At 42.8% G+C, this 22,186-nt stretch carries 22 protein-coding genes; 10 read left to right on the top strand and 12 right to left on the bottom strand.

Annotated elements, in window-relative coordinates:
- Positions 1-37: 37 nt before the first annotated feature.
- A complete protein-coding gene (rplQ, locus tag AC1DP6_RS10100; RefSeq protein ID WP_133808663.1) occupies positions 38-529 on the top strand; it encodes a 50S ribosomal protein L17 in 492 nt (163 codons plus the stop codon).
- 73 nt (positions 530-602) lie between these two features.
- Here the strand turns inward: rplQ and AC1DP6_RS10095 are convergent, their stop codons facing one another.
- Together AC1DP6_RS10095 and AC1DP6_RS10090 are read right to left on the bottom strand one after the other, a co-directional pair.
- Positions 603-1,334, bottom strand: a complete 732-nt coding sequence (locus AC1DP6_RS10095) for a family 16 glycosylhydrolase (protein WP_477054708.1) — start codon at positions 1,332-1,334, stop codon at positions 603-605.
- On the bottom strand, positions 1,291-1,797 hold the full coding sequence (locus AC1DP6_RS10090; protein WP_477054707.1) for a hypothetical protein: 507 nt from the start codon (positions 1,795-1,797) through the stop codon (positions 1,291-1,293). The genes AC1DP6_RS10095 and AC1DP6_RS10090 overlap by 44 nt, the downstream gene beginning before the upstream one ends.
- Before the next feature lie 443 nt (positions 1,798-2,240).
- Between AC1DP6_RS10090 and AC1DP6_RS10085 the strand changes: the two genes are divergently transcribed.
- Positions 2,241-3,068 (top strand): hypothetical protein, encoded by an 828-nt coding sequence (locus AC1DP6_RS10085; RefSeq protein ID WP_477054706.1) that lies wholly within the window; start codon positions 2,241-2,243, stop codon positions 3,066-3,068.
- Between the two features lie 138 nt (positions 3,069-3,206).
- Entirely contained in the window at positions 3,207-4,319 is a 1,113-nt protein-coding gene (gene carA / locus AC1DP6_RS10080) for a glutamine-hydrolyzing carbamoyl-phosphate synthase small subunit (protein ID WP_477054705.1), read from the top strand.
- A gap of 742 nt (positions 4,320-5,061) precedes the next feature.
- On the opposite strand, the gene AC1DP6_RS10075 is transcribed toward carA, so the two are convergent.
- Both AC1DP6_RS10075 and AC1DP6_RS10070 read right to left on the bottom strand, forming a co-directional pair.
- Positions 5,062-6,261: a pyridoxal phosphate-dependent aminotransferase gene (locus AC1DP6_RS10075; protein WP_477054704.1), complete on the bottom strand. Its 1,200-nt coding sequence runs from the start codon at positions 6,259-6,261 to the stop codon at positions 5,062-5,064.
- A 106-nt stretch (positions 6,262-6,367) separates the two neighbouring features.
- Positions 6,368-6,772, bottom strand: a complete 405-nt coding sequence (locus AC1DP6_RS10070) for a DUF1573 domain-containing protein (protein ID WP_441572595.1) — start codon at positions 6,770-6,772, stop codon at positions 6,368-6,370.
- A 224-nt stretch (positions 6,773-6,996) separates the two neighbouring features.
- On the opposite strand from AC1DP6_RS10070, the gene AC1DP6_RS10065 reads away from it, so the two are divergent.
- Positions 6,997-9,375 carry an alpha-ketoacid dehydrogenase subunit alpha/beta gene (locus tag AC1DP6_RS10065; protein ID WP_477054703.1) on the top strand — a complete coding sequence of 793 codons (2,379 nt, stop codon included), beginning with the start codon at positions 6,997-6,999 and terminating at the stop codon, positions 9,373-9,375.
- A 267-nt stretch (positions 9,376-9,642) separates the two neighbouring features.
- Here AC1DP6_RS10065 and AC1DP6_RS10060 read toward each other — a convergent pair whose 3' ends face one another.
- The 3 genes from AC1DP6_RS10060 to AC1DP6_RS10050 all read right to left on the bottom strand — a co-directional run bounded on the left by AC1DP6_RS10060 (position 9,643) and on the right by AC1DP6_RS10050 (position 10,957).
- Positions 9,643-10,182, bottom strand: coding sequence for a hypothetical protein (locus AC1DP6_RS10060; protein WP_477054702.1), 540 nt, complete (start codon positions 10,180-10,182; stop codon positions 9,643-9,645).
- Between the two features lie 73 nt (positions 10,183-10,255).
- On the bottom strand, positions 10,256-10,516 hold the full coding sequence (locus AC1DP6_RS10055) for a hypothetical protein (RefSeq protein ID WP_477054701.1): 261 nt from the start codon (positions 10,514-10,516) through the stop codon (positions 10,256-10,258).
- Positions 10,517-10,657: 141 nt separating this feature from the next.
- A complete protein-coding gene (locus AC1DP6_RS10050; protein ID WP_477054700.1) occupies positions 10,658-10,957 on the bottom strand; it encodes a hypothetical protein in 300 nt (99 codons plus the stop codon).
- A gap of 439 nt (positions 10,958-11,396) precedes the next feature.
- Here AC1DP6_RS10050 and AC1DP6_RS10045 point away from each other — a divergent pair, with 439 nt between their 5' ends.
- From AC1DP6_RS10045 to AC1DP6_RS10035, 3 genes are all read left to right on the top strand, one after another.
- Positions 11,397-11,873, top strand: a complete 477-nt coding sequence (locus tag AC1DP6_RS10045; RefSeq protein ID WP_477054699.1) for an alpha-1,2-fucosyltransferase — start codon at positions 11,397-11,399, stop codon at positions 11,871-11,873.
- Positions 11,874-11,882: 9 nt separating this feature from the next.
- On the top strand, positions 11,883-12,839 hold the full coding sequence (locus tag AC1DP6_RS10040) for a D-2-hydroxyacid dehydrogenase (protein WP_477054698.1): 957 nt from the start codon (positions 11,883-11,885) through the stop codon (positions 12,837-12,839).
- Between the two features lie 242 nt (positions 12,840-13,081).
- Positions 13,082-13,804 carry a response regulator transcription factor gene (locus AC1DP6_RS10035; RefSeq protein ID WP_441572589.1) on the top strand — a complete coding sequence of 241 codons (723 nt, stop codon included), beginning with the start codon at positions 13,082-13,084 and terminating at the stop codon, positions 13,802-13,804.
- A gap of 108 nt (positions 13,805-13,912) precedes the next feature.
- Here AC1DP6_RS10035 and AC1DP6_RS10030 read toward each other — a convergent pair whose 3' ends face one another.
- Both AC1DP6_RS10030 and AC1DP6_RS10025 read right to left on the bottom strand, forming a co-directional pair.
- Complete coding sequence (locus AC1DP6_RS10030; protein ID WP_477054697.1) at positions 13,913-14,623, bottom strand: YebC/PmpR family DNA-binding transcriptional regulator; 711 nt, start codon at positions 14,621-14,623, stop codon at positions 13,913-13,915.
- A 169-nt stretch (positions 14,624-14,792) separates the two neighbouring features.
- The gene (locus AC1DP6_RS10025; protein WP_477054696.1) at positions 14,793-16,298 is read right to left on the bottom strand and encodes an amino acid permease; all 1,506 of its coding nucleotides are present in this window, start codon (positions 16,296-16,298) and stop codon (positions 14,793-14,795) included.
- Positions 16,299-16,494: 196 nt separating this feature from the next.
- Here AC1DP6_RS10025 and AC1DP6_RS10020 point away from each other — a divergent pair, with 196 nt between their 5' ends.
- The 3 genes from AC1DP6_RS10020 to AC1DP6_RS10010 all read left to right on the top strand — a co-directional run bounded on the left by AC1DP6_RS10020 (position 16,495) and on the right by AC1DP6_RS10010 (position 19,845).
- Entirely contained in the window at positions 16,495-17,772 is a 1,278-nt protein-coding gene (locus AC1DP6_RS10020; RefSeq protein ID WP_477054695.1) for a dicarboxylate/amino acid:cation symporter, read from the top strand.
- A 65-nt stretch (positions 17,773-17,837) separates the two neighbouring features.
- Complete coding sequence (locus AC1DP6_RS10015) at positions 17,838-18,527, top strand: DedA family protein (RefSeq protein ID WP_477054694.1); 690 nt, start codon at positions 17,838-17,840, stop codon at positions 18,525-18,527.
- An 82-nt stretch (positions 18,528-18,609) separates the two neighbouring features.
- Complete coding sequence (locus AC1DP6_RS10010; RefSeq protein ID WP_477054693.1) at positions 18,610-19,845, top strand: MFS transporter; 1,236 nt, start codon at positions 18,610-18,612, stop codon at positions 19,843-19,845.
- Here the strand turns inward: AC1DP6_RS10010 and AC1DP6_RS10005 are convergent.
- The 3 genes from AC1DP6_RS10005 to AC1DP6_RS09995 form a co-directional block, all read right to left on the bottom strand.
- Positions 19,842-20,303, bottom strand: coding sequence for a MarR family winged helix-turn-helix transcriptional regulator (locus AC1DP6_RS10005; protein WP_477054692.1), 462 nt, complete (start codon positions 20,301-20,303; stop codon positions 19,842-19,844). The genes AC1DP6_RS10010 and AC1DP6_RS10005 overlap by 4 nt on opposite strands.
- A gap of 265 nt (positions 20,304-20,568) precedes the next feature.
- Positions 20,569-21,510 (bottom strand): malate dehydrogenase, encoded by a 942-nt coding sequence (gene mdh / locus AC1DP6_RS10000; protein ID WP_477054691.1) that lies wholly within the window; start codon positions 21,508-21,510, stop codon positions 20,569-20,571.
- Positions 21,511-21,608: 98 nt separating this feature from the next.
- Positions 21,609-22,067 (bottom strand): peroxiredoxin family protein, encoded by a 459-nt coding sequence (locus AC1DP6_RS09995; RefSeq protein ID WP_477054690.1) that lies wholly within the window; start codon positions 22,065-22,067, stop codon positions 21,609-21,611.
- Between the last annotated feature and the right edge of the window lie 119 nt (positions 22,068-22,186).

The following is a 22,186-nucleotide window of genomic DNA, read 5'->3' as shown; positions in this document are numbered from 1 at the left end:
ATTCCTGACACGGTGTAAGGGTCAAAACAAAAATGTCATGCGTCACGGAGTTAAATTAAACAAATTAAGCAGAACTGCTTCTCATCGTAAAGCCCTGATGTCCAATCTGGCTTGCGAACTGATCAGCCACAAACGTATCAACACTACACTGGCAAAGGCGAAAGCCCTCCGCGTGTACGTTGAGCCGCTGCTGACAAGAGGCAAAAGCGATACTACTCACAATCGTAGAATCGTGTTCAGCTACCTGCAGGATAAAGAAGCTATCAAGGAACTGTTCAGCACGATCAGTGAGAAAATAGCTACCCGTCCTGGTGGTTACACCCGTATCATTAAACTGGGTAAACGTCATGGGGATAACGCGGAAGTTGCAATGATTGAACTGGTAGATTTCAACGAAATCTATGGTAAATCAGAAGAAAAAGCAGCTGCTAAGAAAACCCGTCGTGCCGGTGGTGCTAAGAAGAAAGCAGATGAAGCAACTGARACTAAAGCTGCTGATACTGCAACAGAAGAAAAATCTGCTGAGTAATCTTATTTCAACGATACGAAAAAAGAGGGTGTCATTATTAATGACACCCTCTTTCCGTTTTATAACGTTACTGCTATTTTCCTTTTGTAACAGTGATATCATCGATCACCACATTGCTATTGCCCGTATTTTTAAAGTAAATACGTACCGTTTTCATATTATCTCCATACTCTTTACCTGTACGGAAGCCCAACGTTTTATGTGCAAATGAGGTGCTGCTCCCAGTCGTTTGCTCCGCTATCTTCTCCAGATCTCCTGTTACCAGTTTCACATTTTCGATGGACGCATACAACTCACCACGGCCGTTTTCCCAATAAGCCAGTTGATAAGGCTCATTGTTATTCAGATAAACATACTGCTCTATTTCCTGACCTGGCGCCAGTAACAACGCCTGTTTACCACTCCGTTTTATATCGGCAGATAAGGTAGCAGTACCTTCCCAGGGAAGCAGATTTTTATTGGCTTCAAATCCTGGATTAGGCAATTCATTATTACCCGTCAATGGCCATTGGTAACCCCTGATATAATTCACTTCCATATCTACAGATCCGCCACCACCATAATTTCCCAGGAACATATTCATGAAATGATTGGGAGAATAGACCTGATGTTTGTTTGTATAGGCTTTGATCAGTTGACCATTGATATAATGTTTGATACTATTGGGCGTCCAGAGGATACCATGCACTACCCAGTTATTATCATGCATAAAGCCTTCCGCAATATGCGTAGCCAAGTTATGAACAAATCTTCCATTGGTATCAACATGTCCATGYAATGCAAACTGGGCATCCAGGTATTTCAAATACATCGATTTCAAACACCTGTCCCTTGGGTCTTATACCTGTTGTCCCTTCCAGGGTAGTTCCTTCCTGCAGGTAATATTTCAGGTCAGGACCAGGAGAATCCAACCAGAAGGCAGTATTAAGCCCTTGGGGATGCCCGGTATAACTCCGCCTTACCCTTACCTCAAAGTATCCTCCGCGGCTGTTATCGAGCTTGTTTTCATTGGTTCTCCAGTCATACGTCTGGATAGAGGAAATTTTTCTGCCATTGCCCGGGTAAAAGGCTTTTGCCGGCAGGGAATCGTTGGTGAACAGGTGAATAGAATGTCCCGTGAATGTGTAGGCAGCTTCGGGCAGACTTTCTCCCAGCATCGCCTGCAGATTATCTTTCTTCAGAAAGTCGATATTGGAATAATAAACAGTGTTCCATTTATTGAGGTCCAGCAATGTATCATTGAATTCATCCTGCCAGAATATTTGCATATCCACACAAAAACTTCCTGTATGGCATCACTGCATTCTTCTTCACTTCTGAGAATATTATAGGCGTAGCGGTAAAGCGTAGTAAAATACCGGAAATATACTTCGTTGAATGCATGTACTTCTCCTTTCTTTATTAAAAGAAGTAATTCATCATCACTTAGTAGTTTATAATTCCCCATATACGTGTTAGCCTTCAGCGACGAATCCGGCGCTTATTACTGCGTGTGGATCTCAGTGACTCATCCGGTTCAAATTTGCTACTTTTTTATGAATAGCCCAATAATTGGCCTGGGTTATTTATGAGCGGGAAACAGGAAATTTTCAGCGGAAGCGCTCCTGTGATAAATGGACCAACCTATATGACTTGTTCCAAAAAATAAATCTCCGGATAATAAATAAATATATTTCGTAATATTACACTTGTTGCACTTAATGATATTCCTATGAAATACCTGAACTGTGATAGTTGTGGACATGCCAATCCACTGAAATCCGAATACCTCACTTTCTGTGATGACTGTGGTAAAAAGTTGCCGCAGACTTTTGCCGATTGGCGGAAAATGTATCCCATGGCCTCCTTTTCAGAGTATTCACAGCAGGTGGGCATCTCCCTGAAAGCAGATAAAACAAATGTCCTGCTCAGCTGGATGAAAAAACAAGCCCAGCCGACTAACAGGGGAAAAGTGATCCTGTTTTTTTCTCTTTTCATTGTATTGATTGCCGTTACCGGTACATTATTCGGTAAAAGGGCCATGTTTACTTTTATATATCCGAAGGTGCCGGCCAGTTCCCTGTATAATAGCTGGCAAACAGCCACCATAGGCCGGCAGGCCCTGGAAATAAGTACGCCTGTGAAGTTATGGGTGCATGACCAGCCATTGGAAGGAGAAGAAGCTAAAGTGATAGAATACGCCAAGAGCTATAGAAATGAAGATGGAGGAGGAATTCGCATAGCCGTGAATATGTTCAGCTACCAGGGTAATGTGGCAAACGACCTGGAAGCCGCCGTGGCAGCCTCGCATAGCAGTATGGAATTAAGCGAAACTGCCAGTGAAATGGACTGTAAGTCAGTGCCGGTACTCATTTCCGGTATGAAAGGTATTTTGGAAGAAGGCAATTATTTATATAAAGGAGGTATCCGTTTGGCCTTCTGTAACCTGGTAATGATTAAAGGCAGCAGTCGTTGGCAGATACAGATCAACTACCGGGATGATGACCAGGTGGGCCACCAGGTGGCTCAGAGAATACTGAAGTCTGTAAAAATTAAGTAACATCTATATTTCTGGCAAAAAAAATCTGCAATTAACTGTTGCATTTCATACCTTTGCACGGTTTTTTATCCGAACCTTCAGGGCTTTTTGTACCCTTGAAGGTTTTTTTTAAAATATAAAACAAGACAGATACCAGAAATGCCTCAGACAAGAACCATCCAACCTGCCATACTGCTGTTAGACGACGGTACGGTTTTTCAGGGAAAAGCTTTTGGGAAAATTGGCACTGCTGCCGGTGAATTAGCTTTCAATACCGGTATGACGGGTTACCAGGAAGTGTTTACGGACCCTTCTTATAAAGGACAGGTACTTATAATGAACAACTGCTACATCGGGAACTACGGCACCAAAAAGGAAGACGTAGAGAGCAGCAGTGTTAAGATCAATGGTTTGATCGCTAAAAATATCGCGTATAACTATTCCAGGAAGATGGCCGATGAGTCGCTGGAAAAGTTCCTGACCGATAATGAGCTGGTTGCCATTTATGATGTAGATACCCGTGCGCTCGTTTCCCATATCCGCAGCAAAGGTGCTATGAACTGCATCATTTCTTCTTCCGTTCTGGACATAGAGCAGCTGAAAGCTGAATTGGCTAAGGTTCCTTCTATGGAAGGTCTGGCTTTGTGCAAGGAAGTAACCACTCCAGAAGTATACAATGTAGGTGATCCGGCAGCGGAAATCCGTATTGCGGTACTGGACAACGGGGTGAAAAGAAATATGCTGAAATGCCTGTCTGATAAAGGAGCTTACCTGCAGGTATATCCTACCGACACTACTTTCGAAGTATGCGAAGAATTTAAACCGCATGCCTACTTTATTTCCAATGGTCCCGGCGATCCGGCTCCGCTGACCTATGCAGTGGAAACGGTAAAGCAGATCCTGGCTGCAGAAAGACCAATGTTTGGTATCTGCCTGGGTCATCAGCTGCTGGCACTGGCCAATGGTATTCCTACTTACAAAATGCACCATGGTCACCGCGGATTAAACCATCCGGTAAAGAACCTGAAAACAGGTCTTTGCGAAATTACCACCCAGAACCATGGTTTTGCCGTAGATCCTGCCGCAGTAGCAGCCAGCGAAAATGTGGAAATTACCCACATCAACCTGAATGATAATTCTGTAGAAGGTATCCGTATCAAAAATAAACCAGCATTCAGTGTACAGTATCATCCGGAATCAACACCTGGTCCGTTCGATAGCCGTTACCTGTTTGATGACTTTTTTGAGATGATCAAAGCGAATAAAGCGTAAAGCGAAAAAGCATACAACTATTTAAAGCGAATGACCGAAGCGATTATAATATCCGCTTCGGTCATTCGCTTTTATCATCTTATGTGTCCGTAAAAAATGGACGGTCCCGAGGAATCGGGACCGTTGCATTTTAAAATTCCACGTTATGAAAACAAACGAAATAACGATAACACATGGTGTTAGTTTTTCCGCCCGTTTTATTACATAACAATATTATAGAAAAAAGGTAAACGAGAAAGCGAATATTTTCAGATTATTTATAAAGCAAATGGAGATTTTGCCTGTTTTTTGGAAGAAACGAACGAAAAGGGCAAAAAAATACGGCTCTGTGATCAGAGCCGTTTGCCTTTATAAATTCCACGTTATGAAAAACTGATACAAAAATACGATATTTTGCTAAAACGTTTTAGTTAATCTTTGAGTTTTACAGAAGAGTGATAATTCTTCTTTGTATAACGATTCAAAGGTCGGACCAAATAAACAGTCTAAGAAATAAAGCAGGTTAAATTTTTCTTAAACAAGTTTAGATTTTGCTGTCCATCGTATCTGTAAATATTTTTATAATTTGATTTTTTTTGTCGTTGTTGTTATTTATGTATCAAATATACGAAACAAAACATGAAAATTCCAAGCACTTGATGTTAAATAATTGCATTTTCTATAAAAAAACAAACATTAAATTATTTATAATATGTTTCATGTTTATTTTATTGAATCTTACATCTCACCTCGCTGGGAAAAATTATTTGGAAATTCTACCTGGGTATACCTCCAGTGCTTTTTCCAGGCAGACCATTGCATGACTAATGTCTGTTGTATTTAATACATAAGCCAGGCGAACTTCATTTTTACCCAGTCCAGGCGTCGCATAAAATCCGGTAGCCGGCGCCATCATCACGGTCTGGCCCTCATAATTGAAGGATTCCAGCATCCACTGACAGAATTTATCGGAATCATCGATAGGTAATCTGGCCATGGCATAAAAGGCACCACCCGGATTTGGACAGTATACGCCCGGAATTTCGTTCAGCATCTTCACCAGGATATCTCTGCGACTCAGGTATTCCGCTTTGATACCGTCAAAATAGTCAGCCGGCAGGTCTACTGCTGCTTCACCTGCGATCTGTGCAAAGGAAGGAGGGCTCAGGCGGGCCTGGGCAAACTTCATGGTAGCATCCAGTACTGACTGGTTTTTGGTGACAAAAGCACCTATACGGCCGCCACAGGCACTGTATCTTTTAGAAATGGTATCCATCAGGATCACATTATCTTCCATCCCTTCCAGATTCATGGCAGAGAAATGCTGACCAGTGTAGCAAAACTCACGGTAAGCCTCATCAGAAAACAGGAACAGGTTATATTTAAGGCACAACTGCTTCAGTACTTCCATTTCTTCCTTACTATATAAATAACCGGTAGGGTTATTAGGGTTACAGATAAGGATCGCTTTGGTCCGTGGGGTAATGGCTTTTTCAAAATCAGCCATCGCCGGTAACGCAAAGCCGGTTTCAATACTGGCCGTGATTGTTTTAATTTTTACTTCTGCTTCTACCGCAAAACCATTGTAGTTGGCATAGAATGGTTCCGGAACGATTACTTCATCTCCCGGATCCAGGCAGGCCATAAATGCAAATACAATGGCTTCAGAACCACCAGTAGTTACAATGATCTGGTTATGATTAAGAGAGATGTTGAATCTTTCATAATAGGTAACCAGTTTACGGCGGTAACTTTCATTGCCCGCGCTGTGGCTGTATTCCAGGATTTTGAAATCGGAATGACGCACCGCATCCAATACAGGCTTTGGTGTTTCAATATCCGGCTGACCGATGTTCAGGTGAAATACCTTCACACCTCTTTTCTTGGCTGCTTCGGCGAACGGGACAAGCTTTCTAATGGGAGACGGCGGCATTTGCTCACCTCTCTGGCTAATGGTAGGCATAAAATTGTTTTGATTCTTGGTGTGCAAAGATAGGGGATCGTATGGGCAACAAAAAACCTTACAGCACATTGTGCTGTAAGGTCTTAGTATGTTTAAGTGTGGAGTATTACTTGTTGTTGGAACCAACTGTACCTGTCAGGTGCAATTCTTTATCCTGATCCACGCCTCTGAACTTAACCCAGATGGTTTTATTCTGTTGACCTACACCGTTAGCGCTGTATGTCGCGGTAACTTTACCTTTTTTACCAGGCAGAATAGGCTCCTGTGTCCATTTAGGAGTAGTGCAACCGCAACTTGCGCGGGCAGCTTCAATCAGAATTGGTTCTTTGGAAATGTTGGTAAATTCGAAATCAGCGGTTACTGGTTTGTTTAACTCAGTTTTGCCAAAATCTACCGTTTCTTTCACAAATTTTACTTTAGTATCGGGAGTGCTCTGTGTCGGTGTGGTCTGAGCCCACAGCGCTGTAGTCAGCAGCATGCTCGCAAACAGGGATAAGATAAACTTTTTCATTTTCATATGATGGTTTTAAAGCGACCGGTTAAAAAATATTGATATCTTTCTTGGCTAGAACAAATTTACGGCCAAAAAGCATTACAAACCTTACAATTTATTAAATTCTTATTAAAAAAAATCAGATTATTTTAAATGTAGGTTTACGTTCGTTTTTCTACTGTATAATTAACCTTACTTTTGTACTTTAACCATGAGGCATGATAGAAAATAACGAACTAGCTATGAATTTAGAAAGCCGGTTATCATTCGAAGAGTTCCGTAAGGAAGTGCTAAATGATTACAGGTTGGCCTGTGATAGCAGGGAAATTAGTCTGCTGGCCCGTAAGGAAGTGCTTACAGGTAAGGCAAAGTTTGGCATTTTTGGAGATGGAAAGGAAGTGGCGCAGATAGCAATGTCAAAATACTTTCAGCCAGGGGACTTCCGTTCCGGTTATTATCGCGACCAAACTGTTGCATTTGCTACAGGTATCGCAACTCCCGAACAATTTTTTTCGCAGCTATATGCAGATCCTGATCTGGAAAACGATCCTTTTTCAGGTGGCCGTCAGATGAATTCCCATTTTGCTACCCCCAACCTTGGTAAGGACGGCAACTGGCTCAATCTGACCGAAATGAAAAACTCGGCTGCGGATATGGCGCCTACAGCCGGCCAGATGCCCCGTGCGCTGGGATTGGCGTATGCCTCCAAAATGTTCCGTGAAGTAGAAGGATTACATCAATATAAAGGGCTCTCTAACAACGGTAGTGAAATATGTTTCGCTACTATCGGCGACGCCTCTACGTCTGAAGGGCATTTCTGGGAAACCATGAATGCTGCGGGTGTACTGCAGGTACCTCTGGCCGTATTTGTATGGGACGATGGTTATGGCATTTCCGTACCCCGTAAATACCAGACAACGAAAAATTCTATCAGCGCCGCCCTGGAAGGATTCCGTAAAACGGAAGATTCCAACGGTTTTGATATCTATAATGTAAAGGGCTGGGATTATGCCGGCATGTGTGAAGTGTTTGAAGCGGCTATCCGCAAGATCCGTGAAACACATATCCCTGCACTGTTTCATGTAGAAGAGATTACTCAGCCGCAAGGTCACTCTACCAGTGGTTCTCACGAACGTTACAAAAGCAAGGAACGTCTTTCCTGGGAAAGAGAATTTGACTGCAACGTTAAAATGCGTTCCTGGATCATTGAAAACGCTTTATGTGAAGAGCAAGCACTGCTTGCCGTGGAAGCAGAAGCAAAAGTAAAAGCACAGGAAGCCCGCAAAAACGCCTGGGATAAATATGTATCACCTATCAAGGAACATGTTCAGTCGTTTATTGCACTGGCCACTCCACTGGCTACCACCACTGGCGCCGATACCAATATGATCAACCTGGCTATCCGCGATCTGCAGAACAACCGCGAACCAGTTCGCCGGGATATTTTAAAAGCATCTGCTATCATCCTGCTGAAACATAAGCATCTGAAATCAGATGCCAACATTCAGGCATTGCAGCAGTTTTATGATACCTATCTGCAGGAACAAAAAGATACTTACAATACTTATTTACATGCCACCGGTGTAAACTCTGCACTGAATGTTCCCGTTGTTCCGGCTGCCTACGAAGCAGACGGCATCACAGTGAACGGCTACGAAATACTGAATAAATATTTTGATCAGTTGATTACCAACAACCCCAAAGTATTTGCTTTCGGAGAAGATGTTGGTAAAATAGGTGACGTAAACCAGGGCTTCGCAGGTTTGCAACAGAAACATGGTAAAGATCGTATAGCCGACACCGGTATACGCGAACTCACTATTATGGGACAAGGTATTGGTATGGCATTACGTGGCCTTCGCCCGATTGCCGAAATACAATATCTCGACTACCTGATGTATGGTTTACAACCACTCAGCGATGATGTGGCATCTCTGCAATACCGCACCAAAGGGATCATGCATTGCCCGATCATTGTGCGTACCCGTGGCCACCGACTGGAAGGTATCTGGCACAGTGGTTCTCCAATGGGTATGATCATTAACGCGCTCCGCGGTATGTACGTATGTGTGCCCCGTAACATGGTGCAGGCAGCAGGTATGTACAATACACTCCTGCAGGCAAATGAACCAGCCCTCGTAATAGAATCTTTAAACGGTTATCGTTTAAAAGAAAAATTACCTGCTAACCTGGAATCTTACACGGTACCATTAGGCATCCCGGAAATACTGCACGAAGGAACAGACGTAACCATTGTTACCTACGGTTCTATGACGCGTATTGTAGAAGAAGCCATGGTAACATTAAGCGAGGTGGGCGTTTCCTGTGAACTGATCGATGTGCAGACATTGCTGCCTTTCGATATTAACTACAGCATTGTGGAGTCACTGAAGAAAACCAACCGCATCCTTTTTATTGATGAAGATGTACCGAGCGGTGGTACCGCTTATATGTTCCAGCAGGTGATAGAAACCCAGGGCGGTTATCGCTTCCTGGATGTAGCACCACGCACCATGAGTGCACAGGCACATCGTCCGGCATACGGTTCTGATGGAGATTATTTCTCTAAACCAAACACAGAAGAAGTAGTAAAAGTAGTAATGGAGATGATGCAGGAATAGCATCTGCTAAAATAATACGAAGCCGGTTTCTGATAAAGGAACCGGCTTTTTTACTGGTGTTATTACCAGAATTGGCGAAGCCATCATAACAGCATTTATCTGCTGAAATGATGGCCTCTTTTAAAATTAAGCAGTTTGTAGGCTTAGTAGTATGTTGCTATTATGGCGCAGCAAAGGTGTGGGGATTTTTTGGATGTAAGAAGGGGTGGGAGCGGAGTTAATGATTATTTCATGTAGGCGATGTGATGTGCAAAACCAACCTCATCTTTATATTTCCATCATCAATAATTTCGCGCCGGCAATTCTTCGCGCCATGATTTGAAAAAGTGTTTTACCCTCATCGCGTGTATTATATTGCTGATTGGGGAGCGTCCCAAAATAGTAGCAGGTGTTAATGCTGTTATGGTTATCTATTATCTCAATTCCCTGCAGCGGATTTTCTATGATGTACAGCAGTTGTTCGTTTGTAATCATAAACAGATTGCCTTTCCTGTCGTCCATTCTATGGCCTTCTATCTGGAAGCGATGTCTGGTAGTATGCTCATTTTCGAAATGAAAAATAATCTCATCTCCGGCCAGTAGTTGAGTCCGGTGGAAGAGCGTGGATATCTGTACCATGTTATATTCGGCGGTAGTTTGTAGAATAATGCCGAGATAAGAAACATCCGTTTGTTCGTTGATAGGATATAAGGCAATTTCCTCTTTACCCATCACGCCGGAAAGTTTTATAATCCGGGCATGGGGCTTGCCCTCGTTATCTTCTATGATACCGGCTTCTGTATTTTCTATATCCGGACAGACCATCATATGCCGACTGAATTTAAAATAAACGGAGTGTTAGTTTTTGTGAAATACTGGTCTTGCAAAATAGTAATTTTTTTTAGTGAGATAGCAACATGCCCATGCACTCCAATAACTCAGCCTCCGACCGGAGGTACTTCTCCCTATAACCCAATATATCACTTTGCACATAACTAAACACCAGTTCATACTGATATTCGCTTTTAGGTTTTTTACTAACGCCAGGCAACGTGTTGAAAATATGTTGTCCACCTGTTTCTGTGCCTTCAATAGAAAAAAGTAATTTCTGTTTCACGGAGTAGTGACCGCTGGTTACCTGAACAATGAATTTTCTTTCCATTTTAGATATGATTTTAAATCTAAAATAGTGTAAAAAAGCATTGATTATCATGGTTTACCGTTTGTGAATTAAACATTCCTGTATGTGAAGTTTAAATTATCGTTTATGAAGTAAATTGTGATAGAATCTGCAAAAAGAGAGTTATTCCCTCACCTTTATCTCTCCCAATCTTTCCTGTAATTCTGCTTCAAACTTATCACAACAACATCCCAGCATTTTAAATATTAGCTGTTTTTCACCGAGACCGAGATAGTCTACCTGCACCGTCACTACAGCATCTCTATGGTCGCTGCATTTTACCTTGCTATAATGTTTGTTCAGTGTATCTACGAGGTTATTCAGCACGGGGCTACTGATACGTGCATCGAGGTTATCAATTAAATCTCCGAGGGAGTCAGCATCCATTACAGAGGCATGGGATTTTGAAATAAATTTCAGCATAGAATATAATGTATAAAGCATAAATATAGTGGATAATCAGAAGTGAATGAAGCCACATTTTTATTTGATATCTTTGACACTTATCATCCTATATAATGAGTAGTAAGAAGACCGTTATTTTGACCCAGCCATACGGACAAACGAGTAACATTTATTTTCAGCATCTTAATTTTGATGCCTTCTGCAGAGAGAATCAGATAAAATTCGTGAATCCTTTTATGCGGCGATATTATAAGAATTATCCGAATCTTAATGAGCATAAACGAAGCTGGTTAGCGGATTGGCTAACCCGGAAGCTTGTCAAGAAAGGATTGAAATTTAAAATAATTAAGTCGGTTGATTTCGATGATCTTGAAAAGATGCCGGAGTATAATGCCTTCATGTTGGATAGAGATCGGTCTAAAATTTATTGTGAAGGCTGGTTTTCAGACATGAGGATATGGTGGGCGGAAAGTACAGGAAAATCTATCAGCATTTATTTGATCCGAAGTTGAATAAGGAAGAACTGGCGAAGCAGTATCTTGTTAAAACGGAAGGTCAGTTAAATATTGCTGTGCATATCAGAAGAGGGGATTATAAAGAATACCTGAATGGTATTTATTATTATGATAATGCCGTGTATATTAAAAAGCTCCAGGAGCTGATAGGTGCATTGAATAAGGATTGTAAGCTGGTCATCTTTTCAAATGATACGGTGCTTAATGAGGATCTTTATCATCAGCATTTTAAGAATGTAATTGTTTCGAGGAATAATGTGATTACAGATCATTACCTCATGTCGCAATGTGACTATATCATTGGCCCTCCCAGTACTTTTTCTATGTGGGCCAGTTTTATGGGAGATAAGCCGTTTTATCATATTGATGATAAAGAAGCCCCTGTGGATATGAATAAATTTAAAATTTGCTTTGCTTAAACTAAGGTCATGAAAAATATAGTGGTATTGGATGGTAATACGTTGAATCCCGGAGATCTTAACTGGGCAGCTTTACAGGCATTGGGAAATGTGAAGGTATATGCCCGTACACCCGAATCGGGGGTAGCGGACAGGATCAGGGAAGCGCATATTGTATTAACCAACAAGGCCATTATTAATGCGACCGCTATCCAGGAAGCCACTCACCTGGAATATATTGGCGTAACAGCTACCGGATATAATGTGGTAGATATTGCGGCTGCCCGTGAGCGGCATATTCCTGTGACCAATGTACCGGCTTATAGTACAGATTCCGTGGCGCAGTTGACGTTTGCGTTGATACTGGAATTATGTCATCATACCGGTTTGCATGCAGATAGTGTGCGGGCAGGGGAGTGGGGCAAGAGTATTGATTTCAGCTATTGGAAAACGCCTTTAATTGAATTATCCGGCAGTACGCTGGGTATAGTAGGATTAGGGCAGATAGGGCAGGCAGTGGCGCGTATTGCGCTAGCGTTTGGGATGAAGGTAATTGCTAATCATAAACATCCTGACAGAGATGAGATGCCGGGTGTTACTTTTGTGGACCTGGCCACCTGCTTTAAGCAGGCGGATATTGTATCCCTGCATTGCCCGTTGAATCCGGCCAATAAAGAGTTTGTAAATGCAGAGTTGTTAAGCACCATGAAGAAAACGGCTTTCCTGGTGAATACCAGTCGCGGGCCGTTGATCAGGGAGGTAGATCTGGCGGAAGCGCTGGAAGACGGCGTTATAGCCGGAGCTGCACTGGATGTATTGTCTTCAGAACCACCATCTGGTAACAACCCATTAATTACCGCACCTAATACGATTATCACACCCCATATTGCCTGGGCTACGCAGGCAGCCAGAAAAAGATTGATGCATACTGCTGTTGAAAATGTAAAAGCCTTCCTTGAAGGAACTCCTCAAAATATTATCAACTAGCCATACCCCGCCAGGCGAATAAATATGTTATTAGTAATGTAGCGTGCACTAAACCGAAAATGATAACTCCTGGGGTATACGATGACCCACAATGGTTAAAATGAACGCCCTATTCAGAATGAATAGGGATGAATGAACAGGGTTATAATTATGTTATTTATTTTTGAATAAACGTACCGGATACGCTCATTAAGGTATCTACAACTAAAATCTCATATTTACTCGCTTTAAAACCAACGTACATGCAACCAAGCATTCTTTTGGCGGAGGACGATATCTTTTTTGCCAAGGTGGTAAAAAGACAACTGGAACGCGCCGGTTATAATGTTACCCTTTGTGAAAACGGCCAGGAAGGCTGGGAGAAATTTCAAAAACATGTTTTTGATCTCTGTTTACTTGATGTCGTAATGCCAAAGAAAGATGGCTTTGCACTGGCAGAAGATATCCGCTCCATGGATGTTAACGTGCCCATCATCTTTACTTCTTCCCGCTATATGGAACAGGACAGGCTGCAAGGCTTTGAGTCCGGGGCAGATGATTATATCGTGAAGCCCTTTAACATGCAGGAATTATTATGCCGGGTGGAAGTGTAYATGAAACGTAGCCGTCTCCTTAAGAGCGAGCGTCGTATTGTATATACCATCAGCAACCTTGTATTTGATTATTCTCAATATCATATTAGGCATAAATCCGCCGATTCCCATGTTCGTATGGCCCCAAAAGAAGCGGAATTGCTTCGCTTTCTGTGTGAGAACTCTAACAAAAAACTGAAGAAAGATGACATCCTGGCCTGCATCTGGGGACAGGACGATTTCTTCGCATCACGTGTGATGGACGTCTACCTGACACGTCTCCGTAAACATATAGCACAAGACCCTGCCGTAAAACTTGAAACCTACCATGGCAAAGGACTGATGTTTATAGCGGATGACCTGGACCGTTCACACACCATCGCTAAAGTTTAGCTGTTTTTGGTTTAGAAAGTTAACCGTATCCAATGAAAAAAACGTCCGCTGTATAGGCGGACGTTCTTTTTTTATATGCTATAGTGGCCACTTTACGTGACCACTCATTTATTTCAGATTATAGAAAACTGCCTGCACATCATCATCCTGCTCCAAACGATCCACCAGTTCCAGTACTTCTTTCGCCTGCTCATCATTCAACTCCACGGTAGTAGCCGGGATACGTTTCAGCTCTGAGCTGATCACTTCAATGCCTTTATCATCCAGGGCTTTCGCCATATTGCCGAATTCACTGAATGCAGCACGGATAATAATATTGCCTTCGCTATCTTCCCCTACTTCTTCCAAACCAAAATCTATCAACTCCAGTTCCAGCTCTTCCAGATCCTGTCCTTTATTCTTTATTTTGAACTCACCTACGCGGTTAAACAGAAATCCTACGGATCCGCTGTTACCCAAACTACCTCCACCTTTGGTGAAGTGCATGCGCAGGTTAGCCACGGTACGGGTAGTATTGTCAGTAGCCGTATCAATAATCACTGCCACGCCGTGAGGAGCATAGCCTTCATACACAACTTCTTCGTAATCAGTCTTGTCTTTACCCATAGCACGCTTGATGGCAGCATCTACACGGTCTTTGGGCATGTTCACACTCTTTGCATTGAGTATGCAACGACGGAGCGCAGGGTTGTTGTCCGGATCAGGGCCGGAAGCCTTTACAGCTATGGCTATTTCCTTTCCTATTCTTGAAAATRCTTTCGCCATCTTATCCCAGCGGGCAAACATGGTCGATTTTCTTACTTCAAATATTCTTCCCATTTTGGTGGTATATAATTATAGTTACTTGTAAAAACAGAACGCAAAAATAAGGATTTTCAGATTTAGGCGTAGCGGGATTTAGGGATTTAACGAAAGCGGAGAACAAAACGAATGATTGATTACTTCGCTTTGTTCTCCGCTTTGATGGAATGACTATATCTAAAAAAGACTATTTATTATCTTCCAGCGCCTTACGGGCTTTACTATGCTTCACGCTGTAACGGAAGTAAATGATAAAGCCAATACCCAGCCATACAAACAAACGAGCCCAGTTTTCAAAACCAAGACTGACGATCATGGTAAGACAGATCAGCGCTCCCAGGATTGGAACAACCGGTACCCAAGGTGTTTTAAAGGCCCTTGGTAAATCAGGATTGCTCTTACGCATCACGATGATGCCCACACATACCAGCACAAAGGCAAACAAAGTACCGATACTGGTCATTTCACCTACCACGTTATCTGGAATAAAAGCAGCAAACAGGGATACAAATACGAAGAACATCCACTGTGAGCGGTAAGGCGTACGGTATTTAGGATGCAGTTTTGCAAATACTGAAGGCACCAGACCATCGTTACTCATAGAGTAGAATACCCTTGTTTGACCCAGCAACATCACCAGGATAACGGAGGAGAACCCTGCCAGAATAGCCACGGTGATAAAGGTAGACAGCCAGCCATAACCAGGCATATAAGTATCAATTGCATAAGCAACAGATGCTTCACCACCTGCTTTCAGGAAGTCGGTGAAAGGCGCGATACCTGTGAGCACAAAGGAAAACAGGATATACAGTATTGTACAAATCGCCAGTGACACCAGGATACCGATAGGCATATTCCTTTTAGGATTCTTTGTTTCCTGGGCTGCAGTAGATACCGCATCAAACCCGATGAAAGCAAAGAACACCACGCCGGCACCCCTTAGGACCCCTGCCCATCCGTGATTCCAGAAGTGGGAATAGTCAACGATCTGACCATTGTGCATTTTTACCGTACCGGCAGTAGCAGGAATGGTAAATGGTGTATGGTTGGCAGGATTGATATATTTCCATCCCAGGAAAATGAATAACAATACGATCGCTACTTTGGTAATTACGATAATGTTGTTAACAATAGCAGAGCTCTGGGTACCTCTGATCAGCAGTAAAGTGAGGGCCAGCAGGATAAACAGTGAAGGCACGTTCATGATACCCTGTATGCCTGCGTCAGAAGTCTCAAAAGGACTATGACACCATTGATAGGGTATCGTGACATGAAAGACGGTCGCCAGTAGTTTATTGAGGTATTGTGACCATCCAATAGCTACGGTTGCAGCTCCCAGCGCGTATTCCAGCACCAGGTCCCAACCAATAATCCAGGCAACAAATTCTCCCAGTGTGGCGTAGGAATAAGTATAGGCGCTTCCGGCGATAGGGATCATGGAAGCAAATTCGGCGTAGCATAAACCTGCCAGCGCACAGCCTATAGCGGCAATAATAAAGGAGATAGTAACAGCAGGGCCGGCATGTTGCCCGGCAGCTGCGGCTGTTCTAACAAAGAGTCCGGCACCAATAATAGCACCGATCCCAAGGGCCACCAGGGAACCAGCTCCAAGCGTCCTTTTCAGACCCTTTTCGGATTCTCCAGCTTCGGCCATTAAAACAGACATTTGTTTTTTAGCAAAGAGTTTGCTCATACGCAGTCGTATTGTGGTTGATGTTTTAAGGTAGTTTAGTTATGTTGTTGTTGTCGATCGCCAAATATAATATCTAAAATCAAAAACAGATACTTTTATTTTACCCGCTAAAGCGCATGTTTAGCTGCTTAACCTTATTTTTGGGAAATTTTCTGGTTACAACTTTTAATTATTACAAGATAAATTTTCGCTCTGCATGAAGAAATCATCGAATCTGCTTACCTTATATATATTCATTGCTATGGTAATCGGAATAGGTACCGGCTGCGGCGTATTCCTGGCTTATGGCAATGCAGCTCCTGCTCCCWCAGGAACTAAAGACATCCCGCAGATCTTCGCTGATAATATTTCCATCCTCACAGATATCTTCCTGCGCCTCGTTAAAATGATCATAGCCCCACTGGTATTCTCTACCCTGGTGGTAGGGGTGGCCAAGCTGGGAGATATAAAAGCGGTGGGACGTATTGGTGGTAAAACCATGCTGTGGTTTATCAGTGCAACCTTTGTATCATTGTTCCTGGGTTTAATCCTGGTAAACCTGATGAAGCCAGGCTTATCCCTGCAGTTACCTTTACCGGACGAACATCTGTCTTCCGGTATTGCCAAGGCAGATATGACGCTGAAAGGCTTCTTTCAGCATGTGGTACCCGATAGTGTGGTAAATGCAATGGCGCACAATGAAATATTGCAGATCGTGGTATTTGCTATTTTCTTTGGTGTGGCCGCTGCTGCGCTTGGTGAAAAAGCAATGCCGGTAGTAAAGTTCCTGGATAGCGTGGCGTATATCATGCTGAAAGTAACTGGCTTTGTTATGAATTTTGCCCCTTTCGCCGTATTTGGCGCCATGGCAGGTATCATTGCTTTAAAAGGCCCCATTGTACTGGTTACTTATGGTAAGTTCATATTACAGTTTTACCTCGGACTATTCAGTTTATGGGTAGTCATTGCTTTTGTGGGATGGCTGATACTCGGTAAATCCGTGTTCCGCCTGCTGGGTTTGATCAAAGATCCGCTGTTACTGGCATTTGGTACGGCCAGCAGTGAGGCTGCTTACCCACGTACCATGGAAGAACTGGAAAAATTTGGCTGTGATAGCCGCATTGTTAGTTTTGTATTACCCCTGGGCTACTCCTTTAACCTGGATGGCTCTATGATGTATATGACCTTTGCCAGTTTATTTATTGCCCAGGCATACGGTATGCACCTGAGCATTGATCAGCAGATTACGATGTTATTGGTATTAATGATTACCAGTAAAGGAATTGCGGGTGTACCGCGTGCTTCCCTGGTTGTAATTGCCGGTACCCTGTCTATGTTCCACATCCCTGAAGCAGGCCTGATTCTGTTGCTGGGGGTAGATCATTTGCTGGATATGGGCCGTTCCGCTACCAACGTAATCGGGAATGCAATGGCTACTGCCGTTGTTTCCAAATGGGAAAATAAACTTACGCCCGGAGATGCCACTAACGCCTAACTTAACAAATGCGTAACAGATTAATGTTTATTTTACCACTTCAGAAATAGAAATAGCGTACTAGCATGGACCAGATTATTGAGTTTTTTAAACACCTCATTAATCCCTCGTGGATTATTGAACATGGTGGCCTTTACCTGTTACTGGCGATTATTTTCGCAGAAACCGGTTTATTCATTGGCTTCTTTCTGCCGGGAGACTCCCTGCTCTTTGTGGCAGGTATCTACAGCGAAGACCTTTGCCGCAGCTTCTTTGATCTGCCCTTTGTAGTCATTATGTTCCTTATAGCCACCGCTGGTGTGCTGGGTAATATGGTAGGTTTCTGGTTTGGTAAAAAATCCGGCCCATTATTATTTAAGAAGAAAGACACTTTCTTTTTCAAAAAGAAACACCTGCATCAGGCCCATGAGTTTTTTGTAAAGTATGGCGGCGGCGCTATTTTCTTTGCCCGCTTTCTGCCTATCATCCGCACCTTTGCCCCTATAGTAGCGGGTATTGTGGGGATGGAAGCAAGAAAATTTATGTTCTTTAATATCATCGGATCTTTCGCCTGGGTATTTTCCATGATGCTGGCAGGTCATTACCTGGACAAATTGTTCCCTAATCTGAAAGATCACCTGGAGCTGATCATCCTGGTAATAGTATTGATCACTACTTTACCGGTATTGATTAAAGTGATTTTCGGGAAAGTGAAACATCAGCATGTACACGAAGAACACAAGGAAACAACAGAAAAAACAGATTCTCCATTATAATTTTTTATATCTTTAAAAGGGCCTTGAAAAAGGCCCTTTTTTTTTATTTATTCCCGTTATTATTATCGTCAACCAAACTAAAATGAAAACCGACAATCGTCCTGTTTCTATTTTCAATATAGCCGTGATAGTGGCTTCACTGGGCTATTTCGTGGACATCTACGATCTTTTGCTGTTTACTATTGTGAGAGTACCGAGTTTAAAATCACTGGGATTGCCCCAGAGTGAAATTGACGCAGGTGCAGGTATGTTACTGATTAATATCCAGATGATTGGTCTGCTCGTAGGCGGTATTTTCTGGGGTATTATTGGAGATAAAAAAGGTCGTTTGAGTGTATTGTTTGGATCCATCCTGATTTATTCTGTTGCAAATATTGCCAATGGTTTTGTGCATAGTATCAATGGATACATGCTTTGGCGCTTTGTTGCCGGCTTTGGCTTGGCAGGGGAGCTGGGCGCAGGTATTACCCTGGTATCAGAAATACTACCCAAAGAAAAAAGAGGATACGGTACCATGATAGTGGCTACTGTAGGTGTTTCCGGCGCGGTAGCTGCCAACTTGATTGCCAAACTGGTGGGCGACTGGCGCATTTGTTATTTTATAGGAGGTGGACTGGGCCTGGCTTTGCTGGTGTTGCGGGTAAGTGTGATGGAGTCGCATATGTTTAATGCGGTAAGGGCATCTGCTGCCTCCAGGGGGAGTTTTATGGCGTTGTTTACCAATAAGGAGCGTTTTATTAAATACCTGAAATGTATGCTGCTGGGCACTCCTACCTGGTTTGTGGTGGGTATACTCATTGCGTTTTCCAATAAGTTTGCTACCGTGATGAATGTAAAGGGTGCTATCAGTCCGGGGGATGCCGTGGCATTTTGCTATGCAGGACTGGTATTGGGCGACTTCACCACAGGCTTTCTCAGCCAGGTATGGCGAAGCCGCCGCAAGGTCATGTTATTATTCCTGGTATTAACAGGGGTGATGGTGACTGTATATTTAAACCTGCATGGAGTGGAAACCTGGGTGTTTTATACCGTATGTTTTATACTTGGTTTCAGTGTAGGTTTCTGGGCTATTTTTGTGACCATAGCTGCAGAAAGTTTTGGTACCAATCTGCGGGCTACCGTGGCTACTACGGTTCCTAATTTTGCCCGGGGGATGCTTCCATTAATATCTTTTCTGTTTATAAAAGTGAACAACTATTTTTCTTACTTGCAGAGTGGGGCTATTGTGGCGGTTATCTGCATTGGTATTGCATTGATTACTGCCTGGAAAGTAGAAGAAACGTTTGGTAAAGATCTGAACTACCTGGAAGAAATTTAGTGATAGCTATCCAGCATTTTGTCCAGCAGCTTATTCAGTTGTATGACTTCTTTGTCGTTTAATGATTTAAGGGTATTGTCCAGCTGCGCAATTTCGACATCGATATCTGCGAGCAGTTGGAGCCCTTTGTCATTGATACGAACGTCTACCGCACGCCTGTCCATTTCACTGCTTTTACGTTCTATGAGGTCGGCTTTCCGGAGCCTTTCCACGAGGCGGGATACATCGCTCATTTTGTCCAGCATTCTTTCTTTCAGCACATTGATATTAGCGGCTTTGGGATGTTGGCCGCGGAGTATGCGCAGTATGTTATACTGCTGCATGGTAATACCGTATTGCTTAAAGAATTGCTGATGACGGGACGTTATCCAGTTACCAACAAAAATAAGGCTGATCAGGCCCCGCTGATTTTCATTTTCAAAAGTTTTCTGCGTAATCAGTTTTTCCAGGTTAGACATACATTGAGAGTTAAACCAAATTTGATGAAACGATTTGGAAGTGTTTCATTTATACTGCTTTAGCCGCTTAAAGGGCCGGGGTAAAATTACGAATAAAAACAGAAACCGGGGATCTTGTCTTGTTCCGGATGACTGTTTTTTATTTGATTTTGGAAGATGAGAAAAGATTAGCGGAGATAGATGGGAAAAATCCACATCGGTCTCCGCTAATCTTTTAAATGGTATTGTATAAAATCAGGATCATCCTGTGTAAAAAAAAGTTCGTTTATGCGGTAGCCGACTGCATATTATCCAGTACGTCCATCACTTCTTTTACATGTTGGGCAGAGGTATTGAGTAATGCTTTTTCAGCATCATTGAGCTGCAGTTCAATGATTTTTTCTATACCGTTTTTACCCAGTACAACAGGAACACCCAGGTAAATATCTTTCAGACCGTACTGACCGGATAACCAGGCGCATACAGGGAAAATACGTTTTTCATTTTTCACGATCGCTTCTACCATTTGAGCGGCAGCAGCACCGGGAGCATACCAGGCGGAAGTACCCAGCAGGTTTACGATTTCACCGCCACCTACTTTAGTACGCTGAATAATGGCTTCCAGTTTATCCTGGGCTACCAGTTCTGTTACCGGGATACCGCCTACGGTTGTATAGCGTGGCAAAGGCACCATGGTATCACCGTGGCCACCCATGAGTATCGCCTGTATATCTTTCGGAGAACAGCCTATTTCCTCTGCCAGGAAAGCGCGGTAACGGGCAGTATCCAGTATGCCGGCCATGCCGAATACTTTACTGCTGTCTTTTTTGGCAGTGAGGTAACTGCAATAAGTCATTACATCCAGCGGGTTGCTCACAATAATGATGATGGCATCCGGAGAATGTTTGGTAATATTTTCAGTAACCGATTTTACAATATTGGCATTGGTAGAAATCAGGTCATCTCTGCTCATTCCAGGTTTGCGGGGAAGTCCTGAAGTGATGACTACCACGTCGCTGTTCGCTGTTTTGGTGTAATCACTGGTCACCCCGGTAATTTTGGTACTGTAATAATCAATGGGAGCCTGTTGCCATGTGTCCAGGGCCTTACCTTCAGCCGTTCCTTCCTTAATATCCAATAAAACCACCTCCTGCAGAAAATCTTTGTGGGCCAGTACGTTGGCACACGTTGCGCCTACATTCCCGGCTCCTACTACTGTAACTTTCATTTTGTCTATAGCTTTAAAAGTGAAGAATGATTGTGATTAAACAAATGTAATGATTCGGCTTTAGAATAACCGGCCGGGCAGACACATTTTCACAAGGATTATTTATTCAGATAAAACAGCAAAGAATCTACCTTGGCTGTTCCTTCAAAACCCTTTACAAACTGTTGTTTCTTGTCATATATGTATAAACCAGGGAAGTAATGGAGGTCATAAAAATACATGATCTGCCGGGTAGGTTCGCTGGCCATAATGATGTTTGGGTAGTCTTTAATTTTATACTGATCGTAATATTCCTTCATTTGTTCCACCTTAAAAGGGGTAACCATGAGGATTTGTGTTTTTTTGAACTTGCTGATGTTTTTCAGGACTTCTTCCGTCAGGTGCTTACAGTGATCACAATCTACGCTGAACACAAACAGCATGGTTTTCTCATTCCGCTTGAGGTCGTTCTTAGTGATAGAATGGCCATCGGCAAGCGTAAGCGGGAAAGCTGGTATGATCGGATACTGTAAATATGGTGGTTTTGTGGGTGGATTAGTGGCAGTTTGAGCCTTCAAAAACACAGGTAAACAGCTTAAAATAACGAAAAACACGTAGCGCATACTTATAAAAGTTTCTTGATTTGAGTTTAAATTTACCGGATAAATGTCATTTATTGAATAAAAAAGACGAAAAT

It is taken from the genome of Chitinophaga sp. 01L420 (assembly GCF_056399985.1).
Note: the sequence above shows the minus strand (reverse complement) of the source record. Positions and strands in the feature narration are given on the sequence as shown.